Origin of the sequence: Thalassobaculum salexigens DSM 19539, from assembly GCF_000423805.1 — a bacterium.
GTDB lineage: Bacteria > Pseudomonadota > Alphaproteobacteria > Thalassobaculales > Thalassobaculaceae > Thalassobaculum > Thalassobaculum litoreum.
Genome location: NZ_KE384093.1, coordinates 1661312 through 1685467 on the forward strand (window position 1 = coordinate 1661312; position 24156 = coordinate 1685467).

A 24156-nucleotide genomic window follows, 5' to 3' on the forward strand; every position below is an offset into this window, starting at 1 on the left:
GGATCGCCCATGACCGATTTCCCATGACCGACTTCCCATGAGCAGCGTCACAGAGAAATCCCAAGAGGCGGCGACCAGCCGGATCCGGCCGGCGCGGCGCTACAGCCTCGTCATGGGGCTGTCCTATGTCGTCCTGCTGGCGGTGTCGGTCGGGTTCTTCCTGTTCCAGATCGACAAGCGCGAGAAGGCGGAATGGGACGTGCTCGCGAGCGGCCTGAAGGAGCACGGCCTGATCCTCGACGCGCTGGCGTCCGCGGTGGTCAAGCGGTCGCAGGAGATCCGCCAGGACGCCGTTGCGGCCTATGCGTCGGCCCTGAGCGACGCGCATGAGGACCAGGTCCAGAGCCTGATCGACCGGGGGGAGTTCGGCGGCATCTCCCTGCGGATCAACTCCGGGGCCGACGTGCCGTCGACAGCGGCGATCTCGGGCGAGTTCAGCAGGGAAGCCGGCCAGACGGACAGTGCCGAACTGGTCGCGGCCGTGCGGTTGCTGACGGAGTTCCGCTATCTCGTCTCGCTCCTGCCGACGATCAAACGGTCGGCATATCTCTCGCGGACAGGCTTCTCCGTGATGCTCCCGGCGACCCAGGCCGAAGCCGACGCGTTCCAGCAGGGCGCCCAGTCGAGCAATCTGGTCGAGACCGGGATGCCCGACGACAACCCGGAGCGCCAGGGCCGGTGGCTGTTCGGAACCGATCGGGCAGGGCAGCCCGCTCTGCACCTGGTGGTCCCGGTGGATGTCGGGGACCGGTTTCTCGGCGTGATCGCCTTCGAGATCTCCATGGAGTACCTGAACCGGGTCAACGGCGACTTCGACTATCCGGTCGGGCGCACGCTGCTCGTCACCGCCGACGACATCCTGCTGGCGTATCCCGAGGAGGAGGGACTCCGGGCCCCGGTCGGCTCCGACCTCACCGACGCGCTGCCGTCCGACGCGGCGGCGGTCGTCGCGCGTGCCAGCGCGGTTCCGTTGCGCCGCGTCGTCGATGTCGACGGAACCCTGCTCTATGTCGAGCCCCTGGAATCGGCGCCGTGGACCCTGGTCTATCTGGGCGACCGCTGGACAATCCTGGCTAGCCTGATCTCCGACCGCGGACCGGAAATGCTGGCCCTGGTGGCGGTGCTCACGCTCATGCTGCTGATCGCCGGCGGGCTCACCGGCCGCGAGTTCGTGTGGCCGGCCAGCCAGCTGGTCGAGCATATCAAGGCGGCGGGCGAGGTCGGCCCCGCCGGGCCGCCGCGGGTTCCGCCGGGCTGGCGGCCCTGGTTCCGCACGGTCACCAGGGTGTTCCGCGAGAATTCGGACCTGGTGCGCCTGCGCCAGGAATTGCAGATCGCCCATGACATGCAGGCCTCGGTGCTGCCGCGGGAGCCGTTCCGGCACGACCGGATGGTGATCGTCGGCCAGATGCATGCGGCCTACGAGGTCGGAGGCGATTTCTACGACTATTTCGAGATCGACGAGAAGCGGGTCGGCGTGGTGATCGCCGACGTCTCGGGCAAGGGCGTGCCGGCCGGCCTGTTCATGATGATCTCGCGCACGCTGCTGCGCGCCGAAGGGCTCGGCGGCGGCGACCCCGGGGAGTGTCTGACCCGGGTCAACGCCCTGCTGGAGCGCGAGAACGAGGCGGCGATGTTCGTCACGGTGTTCTATGGCGTGATCGACCTGGAGACGTTGACCCTGTCCTACGCGAATGCCGGCCACAATCCGCCCTTCGTGCTGCGGGCCGACGGCACCGTGGTTCCCATCGCGCCGCTGGGCGATCTGGTGCTCGGCGTCATGCCGGGTATCGAATACGGGTCGGCCACGACCCAGCTGTCCCCGCAGGACGCCCTGTTCCTCTATACCGACGGCCTGACCGAGGCCTTCGACGTGAACAACGAGGAATACAAGGAGGCCCGGCTGATCGAGGCCCTGGCGCGATGCCGGGGGCAGTCGGCGGCCGAGATCGGCGACCGGTGCATCGCCGATGTCGAAACCTTCGCGACAGGTGCGGCCCAGGCCGACGACATGACCTGTCTTGTCATCCGGATCGAGCCCGAGACCCCGTCCGCGCCCCAGACGTCATAGCCCGGCGGCCTACAGGGCACGGCATCGGCAGACCTGTCAGAGCGGTCCCGTCTGCAGGATCACCGGGCGGCCCGTGCGCGGATGCGACAGGATGTCGGCGTCCAGTCGGAAGACATCGGCCAGCAGGGCCGGTGTCAGGCCGCCCGCCACCGGGCCGTCATAGGCCACGCCGCCGTCGTTCAGCACGACCAGACGGTCGGCATAGGCGGCCGCCAGGTTCAGGTCATGCACCACGGCGATCGCCGCGTTGCCGCGCCTGGTGAAGGCGCTGGCGATCGCCATCACCCGATGCTGGTGCGCCGGATCCAGGCTCGCCGTCGGCTCGTCCAGGATCAGCAGCTTCGGGCCGAGCCGCGGGCTCGCCTGCATCTGGACGAGGCACCGGGCGAGATGCACGCGCTGGCGCTCGCCGCCGGACAGGGTCGGCACGTAGCGGTCGCGCAGATGGGCGATGCCCACCTGCTCCAGCGCGGCAGCGACGAGCTCCGGGGCGTCGAGGTCGGCCCCGGCCTCGCGCGCGCAGTGCAGTCCGAGATGAACCACCTCACAGGCGGTGAAATGGAACAGCAGCGACGTCGACTGCGGCAGCACCGTGCGGCGCAGGGCCAGTTCCCGGGCCGAGTAGTTCGCCACCGGCTGCGCCTGGAGCAGAACCGTGCCGCCGGTCGCGGGGACCTCGCCCGAGATCGCCGCGACCAGGGTCGATTTGCCCGCTCCGTTCGGCCCGACGATCGCCACAAGCTCTCCGGCGTTCATTGAAAAATCGACGTCCGACAGAACCTCCGTACTGCCGTAGCGCATCGTCAGACGCTGTACCTGCAGCAGCATCGTCATCCCCAATCCCTGCGGCGGACCAGCAGCCAGATGAAGAACGGCCCGCCGACCAGGGCGGTGACCACGCCGATCGGAAGCTCGGCCGGCAGCACGATCATGCGGGCCAGCAGATCGGCCAGCAGGAACAGGCCGGCGCCGAGCAGCGCCGTGCCCGGAAGAAGCCAGCGGTGATCCGGCCCGGCCAGCAGCCGCACGATATGCGGCACCACGAGGCCGACGAAGCCGATGACGCCGGAGATCGATACCGCTCCTCCGACCGCCACGGCGCTCAGTCCGATGGCCAGCCGCTTGACGCGCTGCGGGTCGTGGCCCAGGTGGAAGCTCTCGCGCTCTCCCAGAAGCATCGCGTTCAGAGCGCCGGCCAGGCGCGGCAGCAGGAGGATCGGACCCGCCATCAGGACGGCGGCCGGCAGCAGCAGGGACCAGTTCAGCCCGGCGACGCTGCCCAGGGTCCAGAACGACAGGTCGCGGAGCTGCTGTTCGTCGCTGAGGAAGATCAGGAAGCCGATCCCGGCCTGGGCGATGGCGGTGATCGCCACGCCGGCCAGCAGGGTCGTGGCCGCCATGATCTGGCCCCCCACGCTGCCGAGGCGGTAGACGATCAGCGTCGCGGTCAGCCCGCCGGCCAGCGCGGCCACGGGCAGGGCGAAGGCCCGGATCTCCGGCGGCAGGGTCCCCACCATGCCGCCCCCGACCACGATGACGGCCACGGCCGCGAGCGCCGCGCCGCTGGAGACGCCGATCAGCGCCGGATCGGCCAGCGGGTTGCGAAAGATCCCCTGCATCGTCGCCCCGGCCAATGCCAGGGCGGCGCCGACCAGGCAGCCGGCCGCCACCCGCGGCACCCGGATCGACCAGAACACCAGGGCGTCGCGGGTTTCGGTCTCCCACACAAACTCGGCCCCGAGCGCGTTCAGGATCAGGCGGCCGATCACGCCGGGCGAAATCGACACCGCACCGATGCCCAGCGCCAGAAACAGCGACAGGACCAGCAGGGCGGCACAGCCCGCCACGACGGCCGCCGCCCGGCGCTCGCGCGGCGCCATCGCGGCCAGCCGGGCGCGGTACCCCGGCTTTGACCGTTTCATCGCCGAAGAGAGCGTCATTGCGGTTTGGCGGAGGTGGGGCCGGGATGAAAGGCCGCCGACAGCAGCGCGACCGCCTCGGCGATGCGCGGTCCGAAGCCGAACACCAGCAGCCCGTCGACGCTGACGATCCGTCCGGTCCGCGCCGCCCGGGTCGGCGCGATCTCCGGGCGCTGGAGGATGGCCTGCGGTCCGCCCATCTGCTCCAGCGTGCGGTCCGGCACCAGGACGATCTCCGGGTCCGCGAGCACGGCCGCCTCGGGAGACAACGGCTTGTAGCCCTCGTACCCGGAGATCGCGTTGACCCCGCCCGCCGCCTCGATGATGCCGGCGGCCGCCGTATCGCGCCCGGCGGCCAGCGGGGCACCCTTGCCGACGCTGAGCAGGAACAGCACGCGGGGCGGGTTCGGATGGGCTCGGGCCTGCTGTGAAAGGGCGGTCGCGCGAGCGGTGATCTCGCCGGCCAGCCGCTCCCCATCCGCGGCCCGGCCGAGGGCCGAGGCGACGGTCCGGATCTTGCGGCCGACGCCGGCGATATCGGTGGTGTGTTCCGTGCGCACCAGGGCGACGCCCGCCGCGTCCAGTTGTTCGATCACCGCCTCGGGGCCGGCATCGCCTTCGGCGAGGATGAGGTCCGGCGCCAGCGCCAGGATCGGCTCCACCGCAAGACGGCGCAGATAGCCCACATTGGGCAGCTCATGGGCCGACGGCGGATAGAGGCTGGTGGAATCCACGGCCACCAGCCTGTCCTCCTCTCCGAGCAGATAGACGATTTCGGTGATCGAGCCGCCGATCGAGAGGACCCGCGAGGGCTCGGCCCGGCTCCGGGTGCCGGTCGCCGACGCGATGGCGGCGGCCAGCAGCAGGACCAGCAGAGGTCGAAGTATGATGCGCATCTGCCCGCTCCTCAGAACGCGAGGCGGTAGGCGATGGAGCCCTTGAGGTTGCGGCCCGGCTCCGAGACGCCGGCGAAGACCCGCTCGTAGTCTCGGTCGAACACGTTGTCGACGCCGAGATTGACGGTCAGCCCCTGCAGCGCCTGTTCCGACGGCGCCCATTGCAGATAGACGTCGAAGACCGAGTAGCCGCCGCGCTCCTCGCTGCCATCGTCCACATTGTCGAAGCCGGAGGCGAACTCGCCCTCGACCCCGACCACCGTGTCGATCTCGGACAGCCGCAGACCGATATCGGTGCTCAGCCGGTCCGGGGTCAGCACGCCGAGAGACTCGCCGGTCCGTGTGTTCTCGCCGTCGATCGACGAGAAGCCGGCCGTCACATAGAAGCGGGGGGTGTCGTAGGACGCTTCGAGTTCGTAGCCCTCGAGCTCCGCCTCCGGAACGTTGACGGTGTTCGTGGTGCCCGCGTTGCAGCCGGTATAGGGCGGGATGAAGCATCCGCGCGACGGTCCGGCGCTGTTCACCGAGATGTCGATCAGGTTTTCCACGTCGGACTGGAAATAGGCGCCCTTGATGCGGAACGCGTCGTTCTTCAGGAGGGTGTCCGAGCGCTCGTAGCCGACGCCGAACTCCAGGGTGTCTGAGACTTCGGGCTTCAGGTTCGGATTGGCCACGAAGCTGTTCACCGCGGTCTGGCCATTGGGCAGCGGGATCGCGAAATGGGTGCCCTCGTTGTAGAGCTCGTTGATCGACGGCGCGCGGAAGGCCCGGCCGTAGCTGGCGAAGCCGACCAGTCCGCGGATCGGCTCGTAGGACACCGCGATCTTCGGCGACACCTCGTCGTCGCTGGAACCGTCGTCGATGTCGGAATCGGCCGAGAAGCTGTCGTAGCGGACGCCGGGGATCACGGTCAGGGTGCCCGGGATCACGTCCTTGACCTCGAAGCTGCCCTGCAGGAAGGCGCCGGCGAACTCGGCCTCGGCGTTCGGCACGCCCGACCGGGTGCCGTCGGCGCTGGCGGAGTCGTAGCCCTCCTGCTCGTCCTGCGAGGCCTCCACCCCGTAGGTCAGGGTGAGGGACGAGCGCTCGGCCAGGGAGAACCGGCTGCGGTTGTCGATGAACAGGCCGTAGGTGTCGACGTCCTGATCGACGATACGGCCGGAGTCCTCATAGGTCTGTCCGACCTGGGAATTGGTGAAATAGGCCGACGCGTCCAGGTCGAGCCAGGTCTGACCGAGCGGGGCGTAGAGAACCTGGCCGCGGATCGTGTCGCTGCGGATGTCCTTGTCGGTGATGTCGGAATCCGCCGCCGTATTGGCGAACTGGCCGTTCGCGGGCTCGCGGGCGTCGTTGTTGAACACCAGATAGGAAAGCGAGGCCGACAGGCCCGGGGTAAACTGGATATCGGCCTTGGCCAGGCCCGAGATGATGTCGTCGTCGGAGACGAGCTCGGTGCCGTCGCCGAGTTGGATGTCGTCGGAGTCGCGCTTCACGACGCCGCCGAGCAGGCCGACCCCGTCCATCGGTCGGCCGCCGACGACCAGACTCTCGGTGAATTCCTGATTGACGTCCTGGTAGCCGAACTTGGCGCGGCCGGCGAGGGTGTCGTCGCCGTCCAGCAGATCGTCGGCCGACAGGGTGCGCAGGGCGATCATGCCGCCCATCGCCCCGCTGCCGTACAGCGAGGAGGCGGGGCCGCGCAGGACCTCGCCACCGGCCAGCAGGGCGGGATCGACGAAGACCCGGCCGTTGTGGCCCGACACGAAGTTCTGGCGCGCGCCGTCGATGCGGATCTGGACGTTCTCGCCCTCGAAGCCTCGGATCGTCGGCACCTGGCCGGTGCGGCGCGGGCCGCCGTCGAAATGGACGCCGGGCACCGAGCGGAACATATCCTCCAGCGTGTCCGGGTCCTTCAGCTCGATCTGGTCGCGATCGATCACGGTGACCATGCCAGGGTACCGCATGGCGGAGATCGGGCTGCGGGTTGCGGTCACGGAGATCGGCCCGAGTTCGAGGGGCGCCGTCTCCGCCGATTGATTGGCGCTCTGCTGCCGAGTGTCGCTCTGCTGGGCCGTCGCGCCCGTCGCAAAGCCGCTGATTGCCAGCGCGAGCGCCGCTGCGCCGACGCTGCCCAAACCGATTCTGGTCGTCACTCCAACCCCCTGTCCCTGGAAACGCAAACCGGACGATGATCGTCGGCGATCGGGACGTTATTAAGAATGACTCGCAAAAGCAATAGTGTTGAGAATGACCCGCAATTGCGTTAATCGGATCGTGTAGACTGGTTTCGGATGCTAGGCAGGGAGTGCAACATGTTCATCGCGATGAACCGCTTTAAGGTCACCAAGGGCTCGGAGGAGGATTTCGAGAAGGTCTGGGCGGAACGGGACAGCCATCTGGACGAGGTGCCCGGCTTCGTCGAGTTCCGCCTGCTGCGCGGGCCGGAGGCGGAGGACCACACGCTGTTCGCCTCGCATACCATCTGGGAGGACCGCGCGGCGTTCGAGGCCTGGACCAGATCCGAGGCCTTCCGCAAGGCCCACGCCGGCGCCGGCGACCGCAAGGTTCTGTATCTCGGCCACCCGCAGTTCGAGGGCTTCGAGGTCATTCTGGAAGGTCGGTAGCCGGTCTCAGGACAATGTCGGAAGGCGTGACGCCGCCGCACGGCACGCCGGACGACCTGGGGCGCAAGGCGGAGGATGAGGCCGTCATGGGCTGATCGTCGGTTTATGGGTCTCCAGCTCCGGCTGCCAGGCGGTATGATCGGCACAGCCGGCCGACCGGGCGGCGGCAGCGTCACTCCAGGTTGACCACGTGCTGAGACAGATCACCCCGAAGCAATGGCTGACTCTGCTGTGCGTTCAACTCTGTACGATCCTGTTTGGCGTCACCGTGACCAGCGTCGCGGTGATCCTCCCGCAGATCAAAGGCGCGCTCTCCGCGACCCAGGATCAGGTGGCATGGATCCTGACTCTCAACCTAGTGGCGACCGCGGCGGCGACGCCGCTGACCGGATGGCTGGCCTCGAAACTGGGCTGGCGCCGGTTGATGGTCGGTTCTGTCCTCGGGTTCACGGGGGCGTCGGTCGCCTGCGGGACCGCCACCTCGCTTGAGTCGCTGCTCGCCTTCCGGGTCATCCAGGGAGCGCTCGGCGCGCCGATCTTTCCCATGGGGCAGGCCATCATCCTGGCGAAGTTCGAGCGAAAGTTCCATCCGATGGCGGTGATGATGTGGGGCGTCGGCGGGGTGATGGGGCCGATCCTGGGTCCGACATTCGGCGGCCTCGTCGCCGACAGTCTGGACTGGCGCTGGTCGTTCTTCATGATCCTGCCGCTCGGCCTCGTGGCCTGTATCCCGACGGTGCTGGCCCTGGGTGACGAGGAACGCGGAACCGCGCGTCGGTTCGACTTCGTCGGTTTTGCCTTCATCGCCATCGCGATCGGGGCCCTTCAGCTCATGTTCGACCGCGGCCAGAGGCTCGACTGGTTCGAGTCCCCGGAGATCATCCTGGAATGCGCTCTGGCGGTCGGATGCCTCTACCTCTTCGTCGCACATTCGGGCACAACGGCCGCGCCGCTGTTCGAGAGCGCCACGTTCCGAGACAGGAACTTCGTTCTGGGCATCGGCATGGCCATGGTTATGGGAATGCTCCAGTTCACCCCGATGGTGCTTTTCCCGCCCTTGTTGCAGGACCTCCGGGGCTACCCTGAATCCATCGTCGGCTACCTGATCGCCATGCGAGGGGTTGGGAATTTCCTGAGCTTCCTGGTGGTCGCCCCGCTCACCCGGTGGAACCCCCAGGCCACGCTGGCGGCGGGGCTGCTCATCCAAGCCGGTGCGGCTGCCTGGATGGGCGTGCTCGACATGAACATGACGTTCGAGCAGGTGCTGTGGACCAATCTGCTGCACGGCTTCGGGTTCGGGCTCGCCTACACGCCGATGGCGGTCCTGGCCTTCTCCACGCTCGAGCCGCGGCTGCTTACCCAGGGCAATGCCATATTCAGCCTTCTGCGGATGCTCGGCAGCAGCTTGTTCATCGCCGTGACGCTGGTGGTGTTCGTGCGCTCGTCCGCCGAGGCGCATTCCAGTCTCGCCGCGCTCATAACCATGTTCGACGCCCGTTCCCTATCGCTGTGGATAGAGCGGTTCGGCGATCTCGACACACCCCTGCTGCACGGACGTCTCGGCGAAGAGATCCGCCGCCAGGCCGCGATGATCGGCTACATCAACGCCTTCAACCTGCTGGCGATCGTTCCGTTCCTCGTCGCGCCGGCGGTGCTGATGTTCCGGCTGAGACGCTGAGCCACGCGGTGGGCAGGTCGATGAGACGGCACCGGCGCGGCGACGGAGACGAGACCATCCGTAGGGAGGACTCAGAGCCGACGCAGCGTCTTGTGTCCACGCCCACTGGCGTTCGTTTTTGCTTCGTTTATGATCGAATTTGCGAAAACGGCAGATTGGACGAAGACAGTGATGTTCCTGAGCGACCGCCAGTCCGATATCGTTGAACTGGCGAAATCCCAAGGGAAAGTGCTCGTCGAGTCCTTGGCCGAGCGGTTCGGTGTCACGCCGCAGACCATACGCAAGGACCTCAACGATCTTTGCGATGCCAAGATACTGCGCCGGATCCACGGCGGAGCGATCAATCCCTCAGGCACCGAAAATCTCGAATATGAACAAAGGCGTCAGGTCGCGGCCGACGAGAAAGCGGCCATCGGGCAGGAGGCAGCAGCCCTCATTCCGAACGGCGCGTCGCTCTTCATCAATATCGGTACGACGACAGAAGCGGTTTCGGAGGCCCTCGTCAATCACCAGAACCTTATGGTGATCACGAACAATCTCAATGTAGCCAATCGCTTGCGGTTGATCCCCACGGTCGAGGTCGTGATTTCCGGCGGCATTGTCAGGCGGTCGGATGGCGGGATCGTCGGAGAGGCGGCGGTCGATTTCATCCGCCAGTTCAAGGTCGACTATGCCATCATCGGAGCCTCCGCCATCGATCAGGACGGCGCCTTGCTCGACTACGATTTTCGAGAAGTGAAGGTGGCTCAGGCGATCATCCAGAATGCGCGAAATGTCATTCTGGTCGCGGATTCAACGAAGCTGGACGTCGCGGCTCCGGTCCGCATCGCACACATCTCCCAGGTCAACACCGTGGTGACCGACGACGGCATTTCGTCCGAATTCCGGGATCTGTGCCGCCAGAACGAGGTCGAACTGATCCGCGTAAGATCCTAGGCAGCTTCATGGATTTGGGCGCGGATCGTTTTCGATTGCTTTTCGAAATCTGCTTAATCATCCTTTAAGCGAAAATTCGAGGATCCAGGCAATGGATCCCGGGCGTAAAGCCGACGCAAGGGTGGAGACGTGCTTGGGTAAGCAGATCTTCGATCTCGCCATTATCGGTGGTGGTGTGAACGGTTGCGGGATCGCACGCGATGCCGCCGGCCGGGGCCTGAGCGTGTTTCTTTGCGAGATGGGCGACCTCGCGCAGGGAACCTCCTCGGCGTCCACCAAGCTGTTCCACGGCGGTCTGCGCTATCTGGAATATTTCGAGTTCAGGTTGGTGCGTGAAGCGTTGAAGGAGCGCGAGGTCCTGCTGCGCGCCATGCCACATATCGCCTGGCCGCTCAGGTTCGTGCTGCCGCATCATCGGGGACTTCGACCGGCCTGGTTTCTGCGGCTCGGCCTGTTCGTCTACGATCATCTGGGTGGTCGCAAGATCCTGCCGGCCACCGAAACCGTGGATCTGCGAAGCGGCCCGATCGGCGCTTCCCTGAAAGACCAGTTCGTGACCGGGTTCGAGTACTCCGACGGCTGGGTCCAGGATTCGCGGCTCGTGGTTCTCAACGCGCGCGACGCCGCCGACAGGGGCGCGTCGGTCAACGTGCGCACCAAATGCCTCGCCGCCGCGCCATCGGACGGTGTCTGGCAGGTTCAGGTCCGCGACGAGGACACCGGCGCGACGCGGACGGTGGCGGCCCGGAGCCTCGTGAACGCCGGCGGTCCGTGGGTCGGTCAGGTCATCAGCCAGTGCGTCCGGGTGAACACCAACGATAACGTCCGCCTGGTGCGAGGCAGTCACATCGTCGTGCGCAAACGGTTCGAGCACGATCGCGCCTTCATCTTCCAGAACGCCGACAAGCGGATCGTCTTCGCGATCCCCTATGAGGAGGGTTTCACGCTGATCGGGACGACCGATCGCGACCACGAGACCAGTCCGTCGGAAGCGGTCTGTACGCCGGAGGAGATCGAGTACCTGTGTCGGTCGGTCTCGGAGTATTTCCGCGATCCGGTCACCGCCGAGGACGTTGTCTGGACCTATTCCGGGGTTCGTCCGCTCTACGACGACGGGGCGAAATCCGCGACGGCGGCGACACGGGACTACGTGCTGAAGGTCGAGCGGTCAGGCGACGCGCCACCTCTGCTCAATATCTTTGGCGGAAAGATCACCACCTATCGCCGGCTGGCGGAGGCCGCGCTGGAGAAGCTGCGCCCGTTCTTTCCGCAGATGGGAAGCACGTGGACCGCCGGAGCCTGTCTGCCGGGCGGTGATTTTCCTGTCGGCGGTGACGAAGACCAGGGGACGCGCCTGAGGGATCGGTACGGGTTCCTCGATGTGGACTGGGCGCGAAGGCTGATACGGACCTATGGAACCGACGCGTTCGACCTCCTGGGCGATGCGGCATCCATTGAGGATCTCGGCCAAAACTTCGGCGCGACCCTCACCGAGGCCGAAGTCGTCTGGCTGATGCGGAAGGAATGGGCCCGCTCCGCCTCCGACGTCCTGTGGCGGCGTACCAAGCTGGGCCTGCGGCTGAGCGACGAGCAGGCGAGGACGCTGGACGTCTGGATGCGGACGTCGCGCGCCGATGAACAGCGCCACGCGCACGGCTCGCGATGATGGAACGGAAGGGAAAGCGGGTGACATGTCGCTGACGTTGGACACGGTCTCGAAGATCATGGGCGGCGAGGTCCATATTGCGCCGACCACGATCGAGTTCGCATCCGGATCGATGAACGTCCTTCTGGGCCCGACCCTGTCGGGCAAGACGACCTTGATGCGGCTGATGGCCGGGCTCGACCAACCCACGTCGGGACGGGTGTTCTGGCAGGGACGGGACGTCACCGGGATGCGTGTCCAGGACCGTCAGGTGGCCATGGTTTACCAGCAGTTCGTCAACTATCCGTCGATGACCGTGTACGAGAACATCGCCTCGCCCCTGCGGCTGCGCGGGTTCGCCTCGGCCGAGATCGACGCCAAGGTGCGGGCCGCCGCCGCCATGATGAAGCTGAACGAGAGCCAACTCGGCCGCCGTCCGCTGGAGCTGTCCGGCGGTCAGCAGCAGCGGTGCGCCCTGGCACGCGCGCTGGTCAAGGAGGCGGGGCTTGTTCTGTTGGACGAACCGCTTGCAAACCTGGACTACAAGCTGCGCGAAGAGCTGCGCGCGGAGATCCCGAAGATCTTCGAGGAGTCGGGGGCGATCTTCGTCTACGCGACGACCGAACCGCATGAGGCCCTGCTGCTCGGCGGTAACACCGCCTGCCTGTGGGAGGGGCGTGTGACGCAGTTCGGCGCCACGCCGTCGGTCTATCGTCGACCCACCGATGCCACCACGGCGCGGGTGTTCTCCGATCCGCCGATGAACTTTGTGGCCCTGTCCAAGGCCGGAGACGAGCTGGTGATCGACGACGCCCGCCTCGCCGCCGATTTTCCGACCTTTAACCGGCTCGCCGATGGCCGGTACATCGCCGGTTTCCGCGCCAATCATCTCAGAATCGAACGGGGATCCGAGCGGGATCTGGCGTTCCACTGTCGGGTCACCGGCACCGAGATCGGCGGCTCGGAGAGCTTTGTCCATGTCCTGCACGGCGCCGACCGCTGGGTCGCGCTTGTCCATGGCGTCCACGATCTGCCGCATCAGTCCGATCGGACGGTCTTCGTCGATCCGGCGCATGTCTACATGTTCGCGCCCGACGGCGCGTTGGCATGTGCCGCCGCCTATGCGGACGCAGGGTGAGGAGGGCGACATGGCAAAGATCACGCTCTCCAACCTCGCGCACTCCTACGCCGGCGCCCCGGCAAGCCGGGACGACTACCAGCTCAAGCCGACGATCGATCATGTCTGGGACGACGGAGAGGCCTACGCGCTGCTCGGACCGTCCGGCTGCGGCAAGACCACGCTGCTCAACATCATCTCGGGGCTCCTGGTGCCGTCCCAGGGCCGGATCCTGTTCGACGACACGGACGTCACGGCACTCTCCACCGCGGCGAGGAACGTCGCCCAGGTGTTTCAGTTCCCGGTGGTCTACGACACCATGACCGTCTACGAGAACCTGGCCTTTCCGCTGCGCAACCGGGGTGGGAGCGCGGCCTATGTCGACCGCCGGGTCAAGACGATCGCCGAGATGATCGGCATGACCGGCGACCTGGATCGGCGGGCGCATGGGCTGACCGCCGACGCCAAGCAGAAGATTTCGCTCGGCCGCGGAATGGTCCGCGAGGATGTCTCCGCGATCCTGTTCGACGAGCCGCTGACCGTCATCGATCCGCATATGAAGTGGGAGTTGCGCACCGAGCTGAAGACCCTGCACCGCGAGTTCGGGCACACCATGATCTATGTCACCCACGATCAGACCGAGGCGCTCACCTTCGCCGACAAGGTCGTCGTCATGCTCGACGGCGAGGTGGTGCAGCTCGGCACGCCGGTCGAATTGTTCGAGCGGCCGGAGCACACGTTCGTCGGGTTCTTCATCGGGTCGCCGGGGATGAACGTCCTGCCGGCGACGGTCGAGGGCGATACCGCCTTCCTCGGCGGCCACGCGGTGCCGCTCGGCCGCGCCTTCAGCCATGCCGGTGCCGACGGCATCGAGATCGGGGTCCGCCCGGAGTTCGTAAGCCTCTCGGATGGCGATGACGGTCTGCCGATCAAAGTGACGCGGGTCGAGGATGTCGGCCGGCACCTGGTGGTGCGAACCGATTTCGACGGGACGGAGGTCAACGTGATCGCCCCGGAGGGGGCCAGCATCTCCGACCGGCACAACCGGATCCTGTTCGACCCCCAAGGCATCCATGTCTATTCGGACGGATGGATCGTCGACAGCGATCGACGCGCCGCACGCGGTGGAGGCAGGCGATGAACAAGACGCTAAACCATCGCGCCTGGTGGATGGTCCTGCCGGTTCTCATTCTCGTGGCGATGAACGCGGTGATACCGCTGATGACGGTGGTGAATTTCTCCGTTCAGGAGGAGTTCTACGGCGAGTTCTCGTTCGTCGGCCTTCAGTGGTTCGCCGACACGCTCGCCGACGAGCGGTTCCAGAACGCGCTGATCCGCCAGCTTGGCTTCACCTTCACCATCCTCGCCATCGAGATCCCGCTCGGCATCGCCATTGCGCTCACCATCCCGCGGTCTGGAGTGTGGGCCTCCGTCTGCCTCGTCCTGATGGCGCTGCCCCTGCTGATCCCGTGGAACGTGGTGGGGGCCATGTGGAACATCTACGCCCTGCCGGATATCGGGTTCCTGGGCTACACGCTGAACTCCGCAGCCGGATTGTTCGGCCACGATCCGGCAAGCGGTCCCTGGTTCGACTACACCCAGGAACCGGTGGCGGCCTGGTTCACCGTCGTCCTCATGGACGTCTGGCATTGGACGTCGCTGGTGGTGCTGCTGGCCTATGCCGGGCTGCAGTCGATCGACAACGCCTACTACCAGGCGGCCAGGATCGACGGCGCCTCGCGCTGGGCGGTGTTCCGCTACATCCAGCTGCCGAAGATGAAGCACACGCTGACGATCGCCGTGCTGCTGCGCTTCATGGACAGCTTCATGATCTACACCGAGCCCTCGGTCCTGACCGGCGGCGGGCCCGGAAACTCGACCACGTTCCTGTCGATCGATTTGGTGAAGGTCGCGCTCGGCCAGCAGGATCTCGGCAACGCCGCGGCGATGAGCATCATCTATTTCCTGATGATCCTGTTGGTCAGTTGGCTGTTCTACACGCTCACCATGCAGGGAGGGAAAAAATGAGAACGCGCTGGATTGTCCCGACGCTCTACATCCTCTTCCTGATGCTGCCGATCTACTGGCTCCTGAACATGTCGTTCAAGACCACCAATGAGATCCTTGGCGGGTTCTCGATGTTTCCGGCGGAGTTCACCGTCGAGAGCTATGTGAAGATCTTCACCGACCCGACCTGGTATTCCGGTTACATCAACTCGATCATCTACGTGGTGATCAACATGGTCATCTCGGTGACCGTGGCCCTGCCGGCGGCCTACGCGTTCTCGCGGTACCGGTTCCTGGGCGACAAGCATCTGTTCTTCTGGCTGCTGACCAACCGGATGGCTCCGCCGGCCGTCTTCGCCCTGCCGTTTCTGCAGCTCTATTCGACCATGGGTCTGCTGGACACCACGCTGGCGGTGGCGCTGGCGCACTGCCTGTTCAACATTCCGCTGGCCGTCTGGATCCTCGAGGGCTTCATGTCGGGCGTGCCGAAGGAGATCGACGAGACCGCCTATATCGACGGTTACTCCTTTCCGAGATTCTTCGTGAAGATCTTCATGCCGCTGATCGCGTCCGGCATCGGGGTGACGGCGTTCTTCTGCTTCATGTTCTCCTGGGTGGAGATGTTGCTGGCGAAGACCCTCACCACCGTCCAGGCGAAGCCGATCGCGGCGGTGATGACCAAGACGGCGTCGACATCGGGCTACGAACTCGGGCTGCTGGCGGCGGCCGGCGTGCTGACCATCATTCCCGGCGCGATCGTCATCTATTTCGTGCGGAACTACATCGCCAAGGGCTTCGCGATGGGGAGGGTCTGACCATGCGGTTCGGGCTTCTGACGGTCCTGCTCGCGCTGATCCCCGGGATCGCGTTGGCGCAGAACACCGACCCCACCGGCGTCTCGTTCCTGGGCTGGATGGCCTGGACCTGGCAGACGGCCGTGTTCTTCGCCTGCATCGCCACGGCTCTGTTGGTCATGACGGTTTGGGAGATCGCGCGCCCGGGCGGGGATCCGCGTGAACCGGGCATCCTCGGCATCGATACCACGCGCGGCGACCGGCTTTTCATCTCGCTCTTGAGCGCCGCCTACATCCATCTGGCCTGGTTGGCGTTCTTCAGCGGCCCGCTGTGGTGGGCGTCGATCATCGCGCTTGTCTGGGCGGCGGCGGTCGCGAAATGGGTCTGAAGGCCCGAACGGAATCGTCTTCGAGCCGGCATGGGCCGGTCGAAGCCGTGCAGCACGCGACAAGCGTGCGGAACAAACCGGCGGTTGCCGGAACAAAAGACGTCAGAGGAGGAGACCAATGAAGAAGTCGATATTGGCGGGTTTGGCTGCCACCGGGCTTCTTTGGGGAGGCCCGGCACTCGCCGACATGGCCGCCGCGGAGAAGTGGGTAGACGACGAATTCTCGCAATCGGTCTTGAGCCGGGACGAACAGCTCAAGGAGATGGAGTGGTTCATCAAGGCGGCCGAGCCCTATCAGGGCATGGAAATCAACGTCCTGTCCGAGACCATCCCGACCCATACCTATGAGTCGGAGGTCCTGACCAAGGCCTTCGAGGACATCACCGGCATCAAGGTGAACCACCAGCTGCTGGGCGAAGGCGAAGTCGTGCAGGCGGTCCAGACCCAGATGCAGACCCGCCGGAACCTCTACGACGGCTACATCAACGACTCCGATCTGATCGGGACGCACTCGCGTCTGCAACTGGCCTACAATCTGTCCGATCAGATGGCCGGCGAGTGGGCGGCGTCCACCAATCCGATGCTCGATCTCGACGATTTCATGGGCATCTCCTTCACCACCGGACCGGATGGCAAGCTCTACCAGCTTCCGGATCAGCAGTTCGCCAACCTGTACTGGTTCCGCAAGGACTGGTTCGATCGCGAGGATCTGCAGAAGCAGTTCAAGGAGATCTACGGCTACGATCTCGGCGTGCCGGTGAACTGGTCGGCCTATGAGGACATCGCCGAGTTCTTCAGCGTCCACGTCAAGGAGATCGACGGCGTCCGGGTCTACGGTCACATGGACTACGGCAAGCGCGCGCCCGACCTCGGCTGGCGGATGACCGATGCCTGGCTGTCGATGGCCGGCGCGGGCTCTCCGGGCGAGCCGAATGGCGTGCCGATCGACGAGTGGGGCATTCGCATGGAAGCGGGCTCCTGCAACCCGGCCGGCGCGAGCGTCAGCCGCGGTGGTGCCACCAACGGCCCGGCGGCGGTCTACGCGATCCGCAAGTGGGACGAGTGGCTGCGTGCCTATGCGCCTCCGGGTGCGGCCAGCTACGACTTCTACCAGTCGCTGCCGGCTCTCAGCCAGGGCAATGTCGCCCAGCAGGTCTTCTGGTACACCGCCTTCACCGCCTCGATGGTGGCTCCGAAGTCGGAGGGCAACAACACGGTCGACGATGCCGGCAAGCCGCTCTGGCGGATGGCGCCGTCCCCGCATGGGCCGTACTGGCAGGAAGGCCAGAAGGTCGGCTATCAGGATGCCGGTTCCTGGACCTTCCTGAAGTCCACCCCGAGCGATCGGGCCCAGGCCGCCTGGCTGTACGCCCAGTTCGTGGTGTCCAAGACCGTCGATGTGCGCAAGAGCCATGTCGGTCTGACGTTCATCCGCGACAGCACCGTCCGGCATCAGAGCTTCACGGAGCGGGCGCCCAACCTCGGCGGTCTGATCGAATTCTACCGCTCGCCCGACCGGGTGCGTTGGTCGCCGACCGGCATCAACGTGCCGGACTATCCGAAGCTGGCCCAGCTCTGGTGGCAGCAGATCGGCGACGTCAACTCCGGTGCCTTCACCCCACAGGAAGCCATGGACCGTCTCGCCGGTGAAATGGACACCATCATGGGTCGGATGCAGCGTGCCGATGAGTCGAGCAACGTCTACGGCGGCTGCGGTCCGCGCCTGAACGAGCCGAAGGATCCTTCCGAATGGCTCGGCAAGCCGGACGGCCCCAAGGCGAAGCTCGACAACGAGAAGCCGAAAGGCGAAACCGTCGCCTACGAGGAAATCATCAAGCGCTGGCAGTAAGGTTCCGCGCATACCGAGTATCGGACGCCGGGGCTTCGCCGCCCCGGCGTTCTCTTTGGTTCACGACAACGCTCTACCGCGGGTTACGTTTCCGCGGCCCCGATCCTCTGCCGGCGGTCGGTCCGGACGTTCCAGATGAAGAACACGACGAACAGGGCCGTCCCGATGAAGTTCACGGACCAGTCGTTCGGCCACAGGATCGTCACGCCAATCGCGAACAGCACGGCGCGCATCGGCCAGGACACCGGTGCCTCCAGATAGCCCTCCATCGCCCCGATCAGCGCGTAGATCCCGACCAGGGCGAAAGCGAAGATCTCCAGTGCAAGAACAGGATCACCGTTCAGGAAGGGCGTGTAGGCGAAGAGCACCGGCACGATGTACAGCGTCTTGGCGATCTTCCAGGCGGTGAACCCGGTCGCCATCGGCGGGCTCTTGGCGATCGCCGCGGCGGCAAAGGCGGTGAGGCAGACCGGCGGCGTAACATTCGAGTCCAGGCTCAGCCAGTAGATGATCATGTGGGCCGACAGCAGCGCCGTCGTCAGGATCGCCGGCGTCAGCGTGGCATCCTTCACCATGGACATCATCTCGGCCGGGATCGCCGCCACCAGCCCGGCCGCCGCCTCGCGGGTCATCGGTCCGTCGAGCAGGGCGGCCTTGTCCGGGGACGTGAGCATCAGGATGGCCTTGGCCGCGTCCGGGATCTGTCCGGAGGCAAAGGCGGTGATGATTTCGCTGCGCACGATCATATCCGCCAAGGCGGGCGCCGAGAGGGTGGCGAGGACGATATAGGAGGCGGTCACCGGTAATCCCATGCCGAGCACGAGACTGGCCAATGCGATCAGCACGAGGGCGATCAGAAGGTTCCCGCCGGCCCAGTCGTCGATCATCAGCGAGAACGTGTTGCCGATGCCGGTCAGGGTCACCGCGTTGACGACGATGCCGACCGAGACCAGCAGGACCGCCGTCAGGATCATGTTGCGGGCCCCGCCGGCCATGGCCGACAGGATCTCGCGATGGCCCATACGATGCGTGCGGGTCAGCCAGGACGACGCGATGGTCGCCAGGATGGCGTAACCGGCGGCATAGGTCGGCGTGAACCCCGCGATCAGCATGGCGATCAGCAGGGTGATCGGGATGAAGAAGGTCGTGCCGCGCTTGAGCACCTCTCCGATCCGCGGCGCATCGTCATCCAGGGATTTCAGGTCGCGCTTCTTCGCCTCTACCCGCACAAAGCAGGCGACCCCGAAGAAATAGAGCATCGCCGGCAGCACCGAGACGGCGGCGATCGTCAGATAGGGGATCTGCGTGTAGCTCGCCATGACGAAGGCGCCGGCGCCCATGATCGGCGGCATCAGCATACCGCCGGTGGATGCCGTCGCCTCGACCCCTGCGGCGAAGCGGGCGGGGAAGCCCGCGCGTTTCATCAGGGGGATCGTGATGACCCCGGTGGACACCGTGTTGGCCACCGCCGAGCCCGAGATCGTTCCCATGAGCGCGGAGCCGAGCACGGCGACGAACCCGGGGCCGCCGACCAGCTTGCCGGCGATCGCGCGGGCGAAGTCGATGATGAAATCGCCGGCACCGGACTGAACGAGGAAGGCGCCGAACAGAATGAACATGAAGACGTAGCTGTAGGAGATCGTTGCGATCACCCCGAACATGCCGTCGTCCGAGTAGAACGAGCGGAACAGCATGGTCTCGTACCCGAGCCCCGAGAACGACAGCACGCCCGGGAACCAGCTTCCCCATGCCGTCACGTAGGTGAAGGCGAGGACGATCAGGATCGGGATGATCAGACCGGTGGTCCGCCGGGTGAACTCTATCGCCAGCGCGACCGCGATCGCGGTGAAGATCCAGTCGTACCAAAGGAAGGACCCGTTGCGGGCGTAGAACGTCTCCTCGCCGAGAACGAGATAGGCGAACAGCGAGAGGGCGGCGAGACCGAGGACGATGTCCAGCATCATCGCCAAACGGCGCCCGGTCGCGCTCGCCGAGTGCCAGGCCGGGAAGAGCAGCGCGCACAGCAACCCGAAGCCGGCGAAATGCAGCACGGACGCACGCAGCTCGGACATCGTGCCGAGGGTGTTGATCCAGATGTGCAGAACCGCCAGTCCCACACCGATCCAGAACGCGGCGCGGCCGGCCAGGGAGTCGGCCGGGCGTTGGCGCGTCGACTGGTCGACCTCTGCGGCGGCGGAAGCGTCCATCGTGTCTGAAAGTTCATGCGCGCCGGCTTGGCGCTCGCCGTCGGTCACGTCGGTGCTCCCGATTCCGAAGAGGGGCGGCGGGTGCTGGAACGACCGTTCCCGCACCCGCCGCGTGCTGTCAGACCAATCGGGTCACTGGGCGACCAGGGAGGCGGGGATGGTGAGACCGGCCTCCTTGAAGTAGCGCGCCGCGCCCGGATGCAACGGCACCGGCAGGCCGGACATCGCGCTGTCGAGCGACATCGCCTTGGTCGCCGCGTGGATGTTGTTCAGGAAGGGGAGGTTCTCGAAGATCGCCTTGGTGATCTGATAGACGTCCTCCTCCGGAACATCCTGGTGCACGCCGAGGAAGTTCGGCTGTGCGATGGTGTTCAGGTCGGTGTCCTGACCCGGATAGGTGCCGGCGGGGACCGTGTACTTGTAGTACAGGCCGGTGCCGCCGTCGGCCTTTGCGGCTTCCTCGTCGGTGAACTGCAGGATCTTCACGCCGCCGCCCATCTGCGCCTGGATGCGGGTGATGACCGAGACCGGCGGGCCGCCGGGAATGCCGGCGCCGACGATCGAGCCGTTCTGCAGGCTGTCGGCGGTCGGCCCGTAGCCTTGGAACACGAGGTCATAGCCCTCGGCATCGATGCCGAGATTCTTCAGAATGAACCGATTGGAATGCTCGGTGCCGCTGTTCCGCGCGCCGATCGAGAACTTCTTGCCCGTCAGGCCCGCCAGATCGGCGGCGGTGCCGGTCTTCGCGTCGTCCGCCATGACGACGAAATGCTCGACATTGGGCCAAAGCATGGCGATCGACCGCAGGTGCGGCTGGGGGCCGTCCTGGGCGAGCGATCCGCTACCTTCCTTGGCGTAGAGGCCGAACAGGCCCTGCAGAATAGCGAATTCAGCCTGCTTCTCGCGCATGAGCTTGACGTTCTCACCGGAGCCCGCGGAGCTGATCGCGGACAGGCCGATCTTCTGAGTCGGCTCAAGCTTGACCTTGATCAGCGTCGCGATGGCGACGCCCACGGGATAGTAGGTTCCGCCGGTTGTGGCGGTTGAGAGCACGTAGTTTCGGGCGTCCTGCGCGTGGGCTGGAGATCCCGAGATGGCAGCGATAATCGCCGCGGCGGCAGCGAGCACTTTAAGGCTCTGAGTCTTCATTACTTGTTTCCTCCAGGGGGAAATGCCTGGGACAGACGCAAGACTGACCGCCCGGTATTTTCCGGCGGATTCATGGAAGGGTCGCGGCGCGGACTCTCTGCCCATGTCTTGGCGGCATTTCCGAAAACGACGGTCACCATTTGTACCGCCGGGCGCGACGGTATATCGGGTCGGCGGATACTGGAACTGGGAAATGCAGCGAACGGCCGTCTGAGCCGCAGAATCTTGGGGGCTCTCACACCCGCACCCTGTCACGGCTTCGAGGATGGGACGCTCGAATCCGAGGGGCCGGTTCTGGATCGCGCCGCATCGGCTGAGGATGTCCATCGGGACAATGCTTCGGCGCGCCGGATCCGGATGGTTTGCGGCCGACCAGAGGACGCTGGATGCTGAAGGGCGTTCTGCCCCTCCGGCGCTACTGGCCAGGGAGCGGCACCTGCATGCGGGTCGGTACAGTCGGCGTCGGGAAGGTGCCGACGTGGTAGGCGTGGCACTGGGTGCAGCTGTCTCCGGCCTGTCCCGGGGCGTGGCACTGCGAACAGGTGGCGACGGTCGGCTGGCTGAAGCCGGCGATCACGCCGGTCGTCGGATCGCCTTGCAGGTACTGCTCCTGGAACGCGGTCGCGCCGCCCGGTCCGTCCGGCCGGATCACCGCGTGGCAGGTCTGGCATCCGCCGGACTCGGCGACCAGGCTGAAATGCGGCGCGTGGGCGAAGCGCACGAAGGTCCGGATGTCGGGATCGTAGTCCATCGTCGACCAGTTGACGCTGCCGGTCCCGGCAGCCGTCCCGTCCTGGGGGTGGTCGATGCTGTGGCACCGCAGACAGGTTCCGGGAGCCTGAGCGCCGCTGAAGACGGAAAGCAATGTGCTGCCGCCTTCTGTCTGCGGCTTCGCGGCCGCTATGTCGATCCAGGCCCGCATGAATGGATCCGCATGTCCGGTCGGCCGATACCTCAGCGCGAATTCGCCGCGGTACCAGCCGCCGGCGGGCATCCAGTCCTCCGGAGTGACATTGGGCTCGATCCGCATCGGCGGCGAGGCGAGGTCGGTTCGTGCGACCGGCGGCGTCTGTGCCGTGTCCGGGGGCGGTGCCAGAGCCTCGTCCGCGGGCACCTTGGGCGCCTGGAAGGTGTTCAGGCCGTCGGCGGAGGGTAGGGCCAGGATGTCCGACTGGTCGACGGCCGGCGCCAGATCGCCCGACGGGGCGGCGAGAATGTCCGACTGATCCGCTGACGGTGCGGCGAGGATATCCGACTGGTCCGGCACGGGGGCCAGGATATCCGACTGGTCGCTCGAAGGCGGCGCCAGGATGTCGGACTGCGCGTCGCTTGGGGCGGCGAGGATCGTCGATTGGTCGGGTGCCGAAATGGAAGCCGGAGCGTCGGTTCCTGCGGGTTTGGGCCCGGGGATCGGGTCCGGCAGCTCCGGGAACGGTCGGGAGAGGTCGCTTGCCAGGGACGGGAACCATTCATCGGCGGCGGCCGCCAATACGTCCATCGGCAGATAGCCGAGCAGGGTGCCCGTCTGATCGGCGGTCGGGCCCGCGCCGCGCCGGTCGGGAGCACCGTCCGCCAGCCTCGTTTCCGCCGCCTGGACCCCGTCGGCCAGCAGGTCGCCGATCAGGCGCTTGACCGCGAAGGCCACGGTCGCGACCGCCCGGATATCCGCCGGTGCCGCATCCCGCAGGTCCAGAAGGTCCAGGCCCTCCAGTCGGTCGAGGGCTGCCGCCACCGACGCGTCCGCCGCGAGAAGGCGCGCCATGAACGGGCTGATCGGCTCTTCCGACCATTCGGGCCAGGCACCGATATCCACGCCGCGGGCTTTCAGTTCCCGCAGATCCAGCCCCGGCACCGCCAGGAACCGGAGCCCGGCTGGTCCGATCGATCCGGTCCCGGCGATATCGGCCTGGTGGCAGGACGCGCACATGGTCTCGAAGCTCGCGGTGAGCATGGCCCGGCCGTCGTCCGACGGCAGGTGACAGACCGTGCAGCTCTCCGGCGCCTTGCCGGCGCTTTCGGCGGCACCGAAATGCCGGTCGAGATGGGCTGCATGGTCGAAGGCGATACGGGGTCGACGGTTGAACAGCGGCCTGTCGAACTCCGGGTGGCCGTTCGCGAACGAGGCAAACTGAGCCGTGTGGCAGGTCTGGCAGGCGCCTTCCGGCATCTCGGTAAGGTGGGCCTCGACGCCTCGGTGCTCACGGTGACAGGTGGCGCATCCGACGCTCGACGTCGGTGCGTCGGCATCGGCGAACAGCCATCCCGATACCCTGAACTCGAACGGCGTTTCGGTGTCGTGCTCCGCGCGATGCGCTTGAGCCACGTCGGTCAGGGCGGCGGTCGCGGCGGCCGGCCGGGAATGCGGCAGCTCGGCATGGTCGCCGAGGTCGTGGCAGGTGTGGCAGGCGGCATCGCCGTGGCCTTCCGGCGCCATGCCGAAAGCGGTCATGACCCAGCCGGCGGGCCCGTCGTCGAATCCCTGGTGGCAGCCCGCGCAGCCGCCGACCACGCTGTGCTGGAACGTGAGCGGCCCTGGCGACAGCAGGGCTTCGCGGTCGGTGCCCGTCAGCGCGATCATGACCAGTCCGATGACCGCGACCACGACCATGCGGGTGACCCGGCGGCGCAGCGCGCTCAGGCTGCGTACCGGGACGCAGGGCGGGCGCTGAACCGAACAGGCGCCGTCGGGCAGCGGACCGGCCTGGCAGGGGCCGCCGGCGCTCGGTGGGCGTGTGCAGTGCCAGCGGTCGCCCCGGCGCACCGGCGCGCAGTCGGCGGCACCTCGGCAGCTGCCTGTGGCGTCGGGCCCACGCGGGCATGGCTGACCGAGGGCGAGCCGCCCGCATCGCCATTTCCGGTCGGGGCGGTCGTAGGA

Annotated in this window: 18 protein-coding genes; 11 read left to right on the forward strand and 7 right to left on the reverse strand. The window is 66.3% G+C overall.

Annotated elements, in window-relative coordinates:
- Positions 1–37 precede the first annotated feature (37 nt).
- The gene (locus tag G578_RS28420; protein WP_051244689.1) at positions 38–2071 is read left to right on the forward strand and encodes a PP2C family protein-serine/threonine phosphatase; all 2034 of its coding nucleotides are present in this window, start codon (positions 38–40) and stop codon (positions 2069–2071) included.
- Between the two features lie 36 nt (positions 2072–2107).
- Here the strand turns inward: G578_RS28420 and G578_RS26045 are convergent, their stop codons facing one another.
- Genes G578_RS26045 through G578_RS0112185 form a run of 4 tightly spaced genes read right to left on the reverse strand, consistent with a single transcriptional unit; the run spans position 2108 to position 7039 of the window.
- Positions 2108–2905, reverse strand: coding sequence for a heme ABC transporter ATP-binding protein (locus G578_RS26045; protein ID WP_038014064.1), 798 nt, complete (start codon positions 2903–2905; stop codon positions 2108–2110).
- Positions 2902–3993, reverse strand: coding sequence for a FecCD family ABC transporter permease (locus G578_RS0112175; RefSeq protein WP_169400854.1), 1092 nt, complete (start codon positions 3991–3993; stop codon positions 2902–2904). Before G578_RS0112175 ends, G578_RS26045 begins: the two co-directional genes overlap by 4 nt.
- Before the next feature lie 14 nt (positions 3994–4007).
- The gene (locus tag G578_RS26050) at positions 4008–4886 is read right to left on the reverse strand and encodes a heme/hemin ABC transporter substrate-binding protein (protein WP_038014068.1); all 879 of its coding nucleotides are present in this window, start codon (positions 4884–4886) and stop codon (positions 4008–4010) included.
- An 11-nt stretch (positions 4887–4897) separates the two neighbouring features.
- Entirely contained in the window at positions 4898–7039 is a 2142-nt protein-coding gene (locus tag G578_RS0112185; RefSeq protein WP_156907298.1) for a TonB-dependent hemoglobin/transferrin/lactoferrin family receptor, read from the reverse strand.
- A 159-nt stretch (positions 7040–7198) separates the two neighbouring features.
- Here G578_RS0112185 and hmuQ point away from each other — a divergent pair, with 159 nt between their 5' ends.
- From hmuQ to G578_RS0112240, 10 genes are all read left to right on the forward strand, one after another.
- Positions 7199–7510, forward strand: coding sequence for a heme-degrading protein HmuQ (gene hmuQ / locus G578_RS0112190; protein WP_028794476.1), 312 nt, complete (start codon positions 7199–7201; stop codon positions 7508–7510).
- Positions 7511–7700: 190 nt separating this feature from the next.
- On the forward strand, positions 7701–9188 hold the full coding sequence (locus G578_RS0112200) for a DHA2 family efflux MFS transporter permease subunit (protein ID WP_028794477.1): 1488 nt from the start codon (positions 7701–7703) through the stop codon (positions 9186–9188).
- Positions 9189–9359: 171 nt separating this feature from the next.
- On the forward strand, positions 9360–10124 hold the full coding sequence (locus tag G578_RS0112205) for a DeoR/GlpR family DNA-binding transcription regulator (RefSeq protein WP_028794478.1): 765 nt from the start codon (positions 9360–9362) through the stop codon (positions 10122–10124).
- Between the two features lie 133 nt (positions 10125–10257).
- Entirely contained in the window at positions 10258–11790 is a 1533-nt protein-coding gene (gene glpD, locus G578_RS26055) for a glycerol-3-phosphate dehydrogenase (RefSeq protein ID WP_245565598.1), read from the forward strand.
- Positions 11791–11815: 25 nt separating this feature from the next.
- Positions 11816–12907 (forward strand): ABC transporter ATP-binding protein, encoded by a 1092-nt coding sequence (locus G578_RS0112215; RefSeq protein WP_028794479.1) that lies wholly within the window; start codon positions 11816–11818, stop codon positions 12905–12907.
- Positions 12908–12917: 10 nt separating this feature from the next.
- Positions 12918–14027, forward strand: a complete 1110-nt coding sequence (locus G578_RS26060; RefSeq protein ID WP_038014075.1) for an ABC transporter ATP-binding protein — start codon at positions 12918–12920, stop codon at positions 14025–14027.
- Positions 14024–14914, forward strand: a complete 891-nt coding sequence (locus G578_RS0112225) for a carbohydrate ABC transporter permease (RefSeq protein WP_028794480.1) — start codon at positions 14024–14026, stop codon at positions 14912–14914. The genes G578_RS26060 and G578_RS0112225 overlap by 4 nt, the downstream gene beginning before the upstream one ends.
- Complete coding sequence (locus G578_RS0112230; RefSeq protein WP_028794481.1) at positions 14911–15708, forward strand: carbohydrate ABC transporter permease; 798 nt, start codon at positions 14911–14913, stop codon at positions 15706–15708. Before G578_RS0112225 ends, G578_RS0112230 begins: the two co-directional genes overlap by 4 nt.
- A gap of 2 nt (positions 15709–15710) precedes the next feature.
- Positions 15711–16076: a DUF2160 domain-containing protein gene (locus tag G578_RS0112235; protein WP_084618846.1), complete on the forward strand. Its 366-nt coding sequence runs from the start codon at positions 15711–15713 to the stop codon at positions 16074–16076.
- A 118-nt stretch (positions 16077–16194) separates the two neighbouring features.
- On the forward strand, positions 16195–17925 hold the full coding sequence (locus tag G578_RS0112240; protein ID WP_028794483.1) for an ABC transporter substrate-binding protein: 1731 nt from the start codon (positions 16195–16197) through the stop codon (positions 17923–17925).
- Positions 17926–18008: 83 nt separating this feature from the next.
- On the opposite strand, the gene G578_RS0112245 is transcribed toward G578_RS0112240, so the two are convergent.
- The 3 genes from G578_RS0112245 to G578_RS0112255 all read right to left on the reverse strand — a co-directional run bounded on the left by G578_RS0112245 (position 18009) and on the right by G578_RS0112255 (position 24042).
- Positions 18009–20180, reverse strand: a complete 2172-nt coding sequence (locus G578_RS0112245) for a TRAP transporter permease (protein WP_028794484.1) — start codon at positions 20178–20180, stop codon at positions 18009–18011.
- Between the two features lie 84 nt (positions 20181–20264).
- Positions 20265–21281 carry a TAXI family TRAP transporter solute-binding subunit gene (locus G578_RS0112250; protein WP_028794485.1) on the reverse strand — a complete coding sequence of 339 codons (1017 nt, stop codon included), beginning with the start codon at positions 21279–21281 and terminating at the stop codon, positions 20265–20267.
- A gap of 415 nt (positions 21282–21696) precedes the next feature.
- Positions 21697–24042, reverse strand: a complete 2346-nt coding sequence (locus G578_RS0112255; RefSeq protein ID WP_156907299.1) for a cytochrome c3 family protein — start codon at positions 24040–24042, stop codon at positions 21697–21699.
- Positions 24043–24156 lie beyond the last annotated feature (114 nt).

What these genes read in the sequence shown, in the direction of transcription:
- G578_RS0112235 (WP_084618846.1), top strand. Translation starts at nt 15,711, where the DNA reads ATGCGGTTCGGGCTTCTGACGGTCCTGCTCGCGCTGATCCCCGGGATC.
- G578_RS26060 (WP_038014075.1), top strand. Translation starts at nt 12,918, where the DNA reads ATGGCAAAGATCACGCTCTCCAACCTCGCGCACTCCTACGCCGGCGCC.
- G578_RS0112250 (WP_028794485.1), bottom strand. Translation starts at nt 21,281, where the DNA reads ATGAAGACTCAGAGCCTTAAAGTGCTCGCTGCCGCCGCGGCGATTATC.
- G578_RS0112225 (WP_028794480.1), top strand. Translation starts at nt 14,024, where the DNA reads ATGAACAAGACGCTAAACCATCGCGCCTGGTGGATGGTCCTGCCGGTT.
- G578_RS28420 (WP_051244689.1), top strand. Translation starts at nt 38, where the DNA reads ATGAGCAGCGTCACAGAGAAATCCCAAGAGGCGGCGACCAGCCGGATC.
- G578_RS26050 (WP_038014068.1), bottom strand. Translation starts at nt 4,886, where the DNA reads ATGCGCATCATACTTCGACCTCTGCTGGTCCTGCTGCTGGCCGCCGCC.
- G578_RS0112215 (WP_028794479.1), top strand. Translation starts at nt 11,816, where the DNA reads ATGTCGCTGACGTTGGACACGGTCTCGAAGATCATGGGCGGCGAGGTC.
- G578_RS0112230 (WP_028794481.1), top strand. Translation starts at nt 14,911, where the DNA reads ATGAGAACGCGCTGGATTGTCCCGACGCTCTACATCCTCTTCCTGATG.
- hmuQ (WP_028794476.1), top strand. Translation starts at nt 7,199, where the DNA reads ATGTTCATCGCGATGAACCGCTTTAAGGTCACCAAGGGCTCGGAGGAG.
- G578_RS0112205 (WP_028794478.1), top strand. Translation starts at nt 9,360, where the DNA reads ATGTTCCTGAGCGACCGCCAGTCCGATATCGTTGAACTGGCGAAATCC.
- G578_RS0112240 (WP_028794483.1), top strand. Translation starts at nt 16,195, where the DNA reads ATGAAGAAGTCGATATTGGCGGGTTTGGCTGCCACCGGGCTTCTTTGG.
- G578_RS0112175 (WP_169400854.1), bottom strand. Translation starts at nt 3,993, where the DNA reads ATGAAACGGTCAAAGCCGGGGTACCGCGCCCGGCTGGCCGCGATGGCG.
- G578_RS26045 (WP_038014064.1), bottom strand. Translation starts at nt 2,905, where the DNA reads ATGACGATGCTGCTGCAGGTACAGCGTCTGACGATGCGCTACGGCAGT.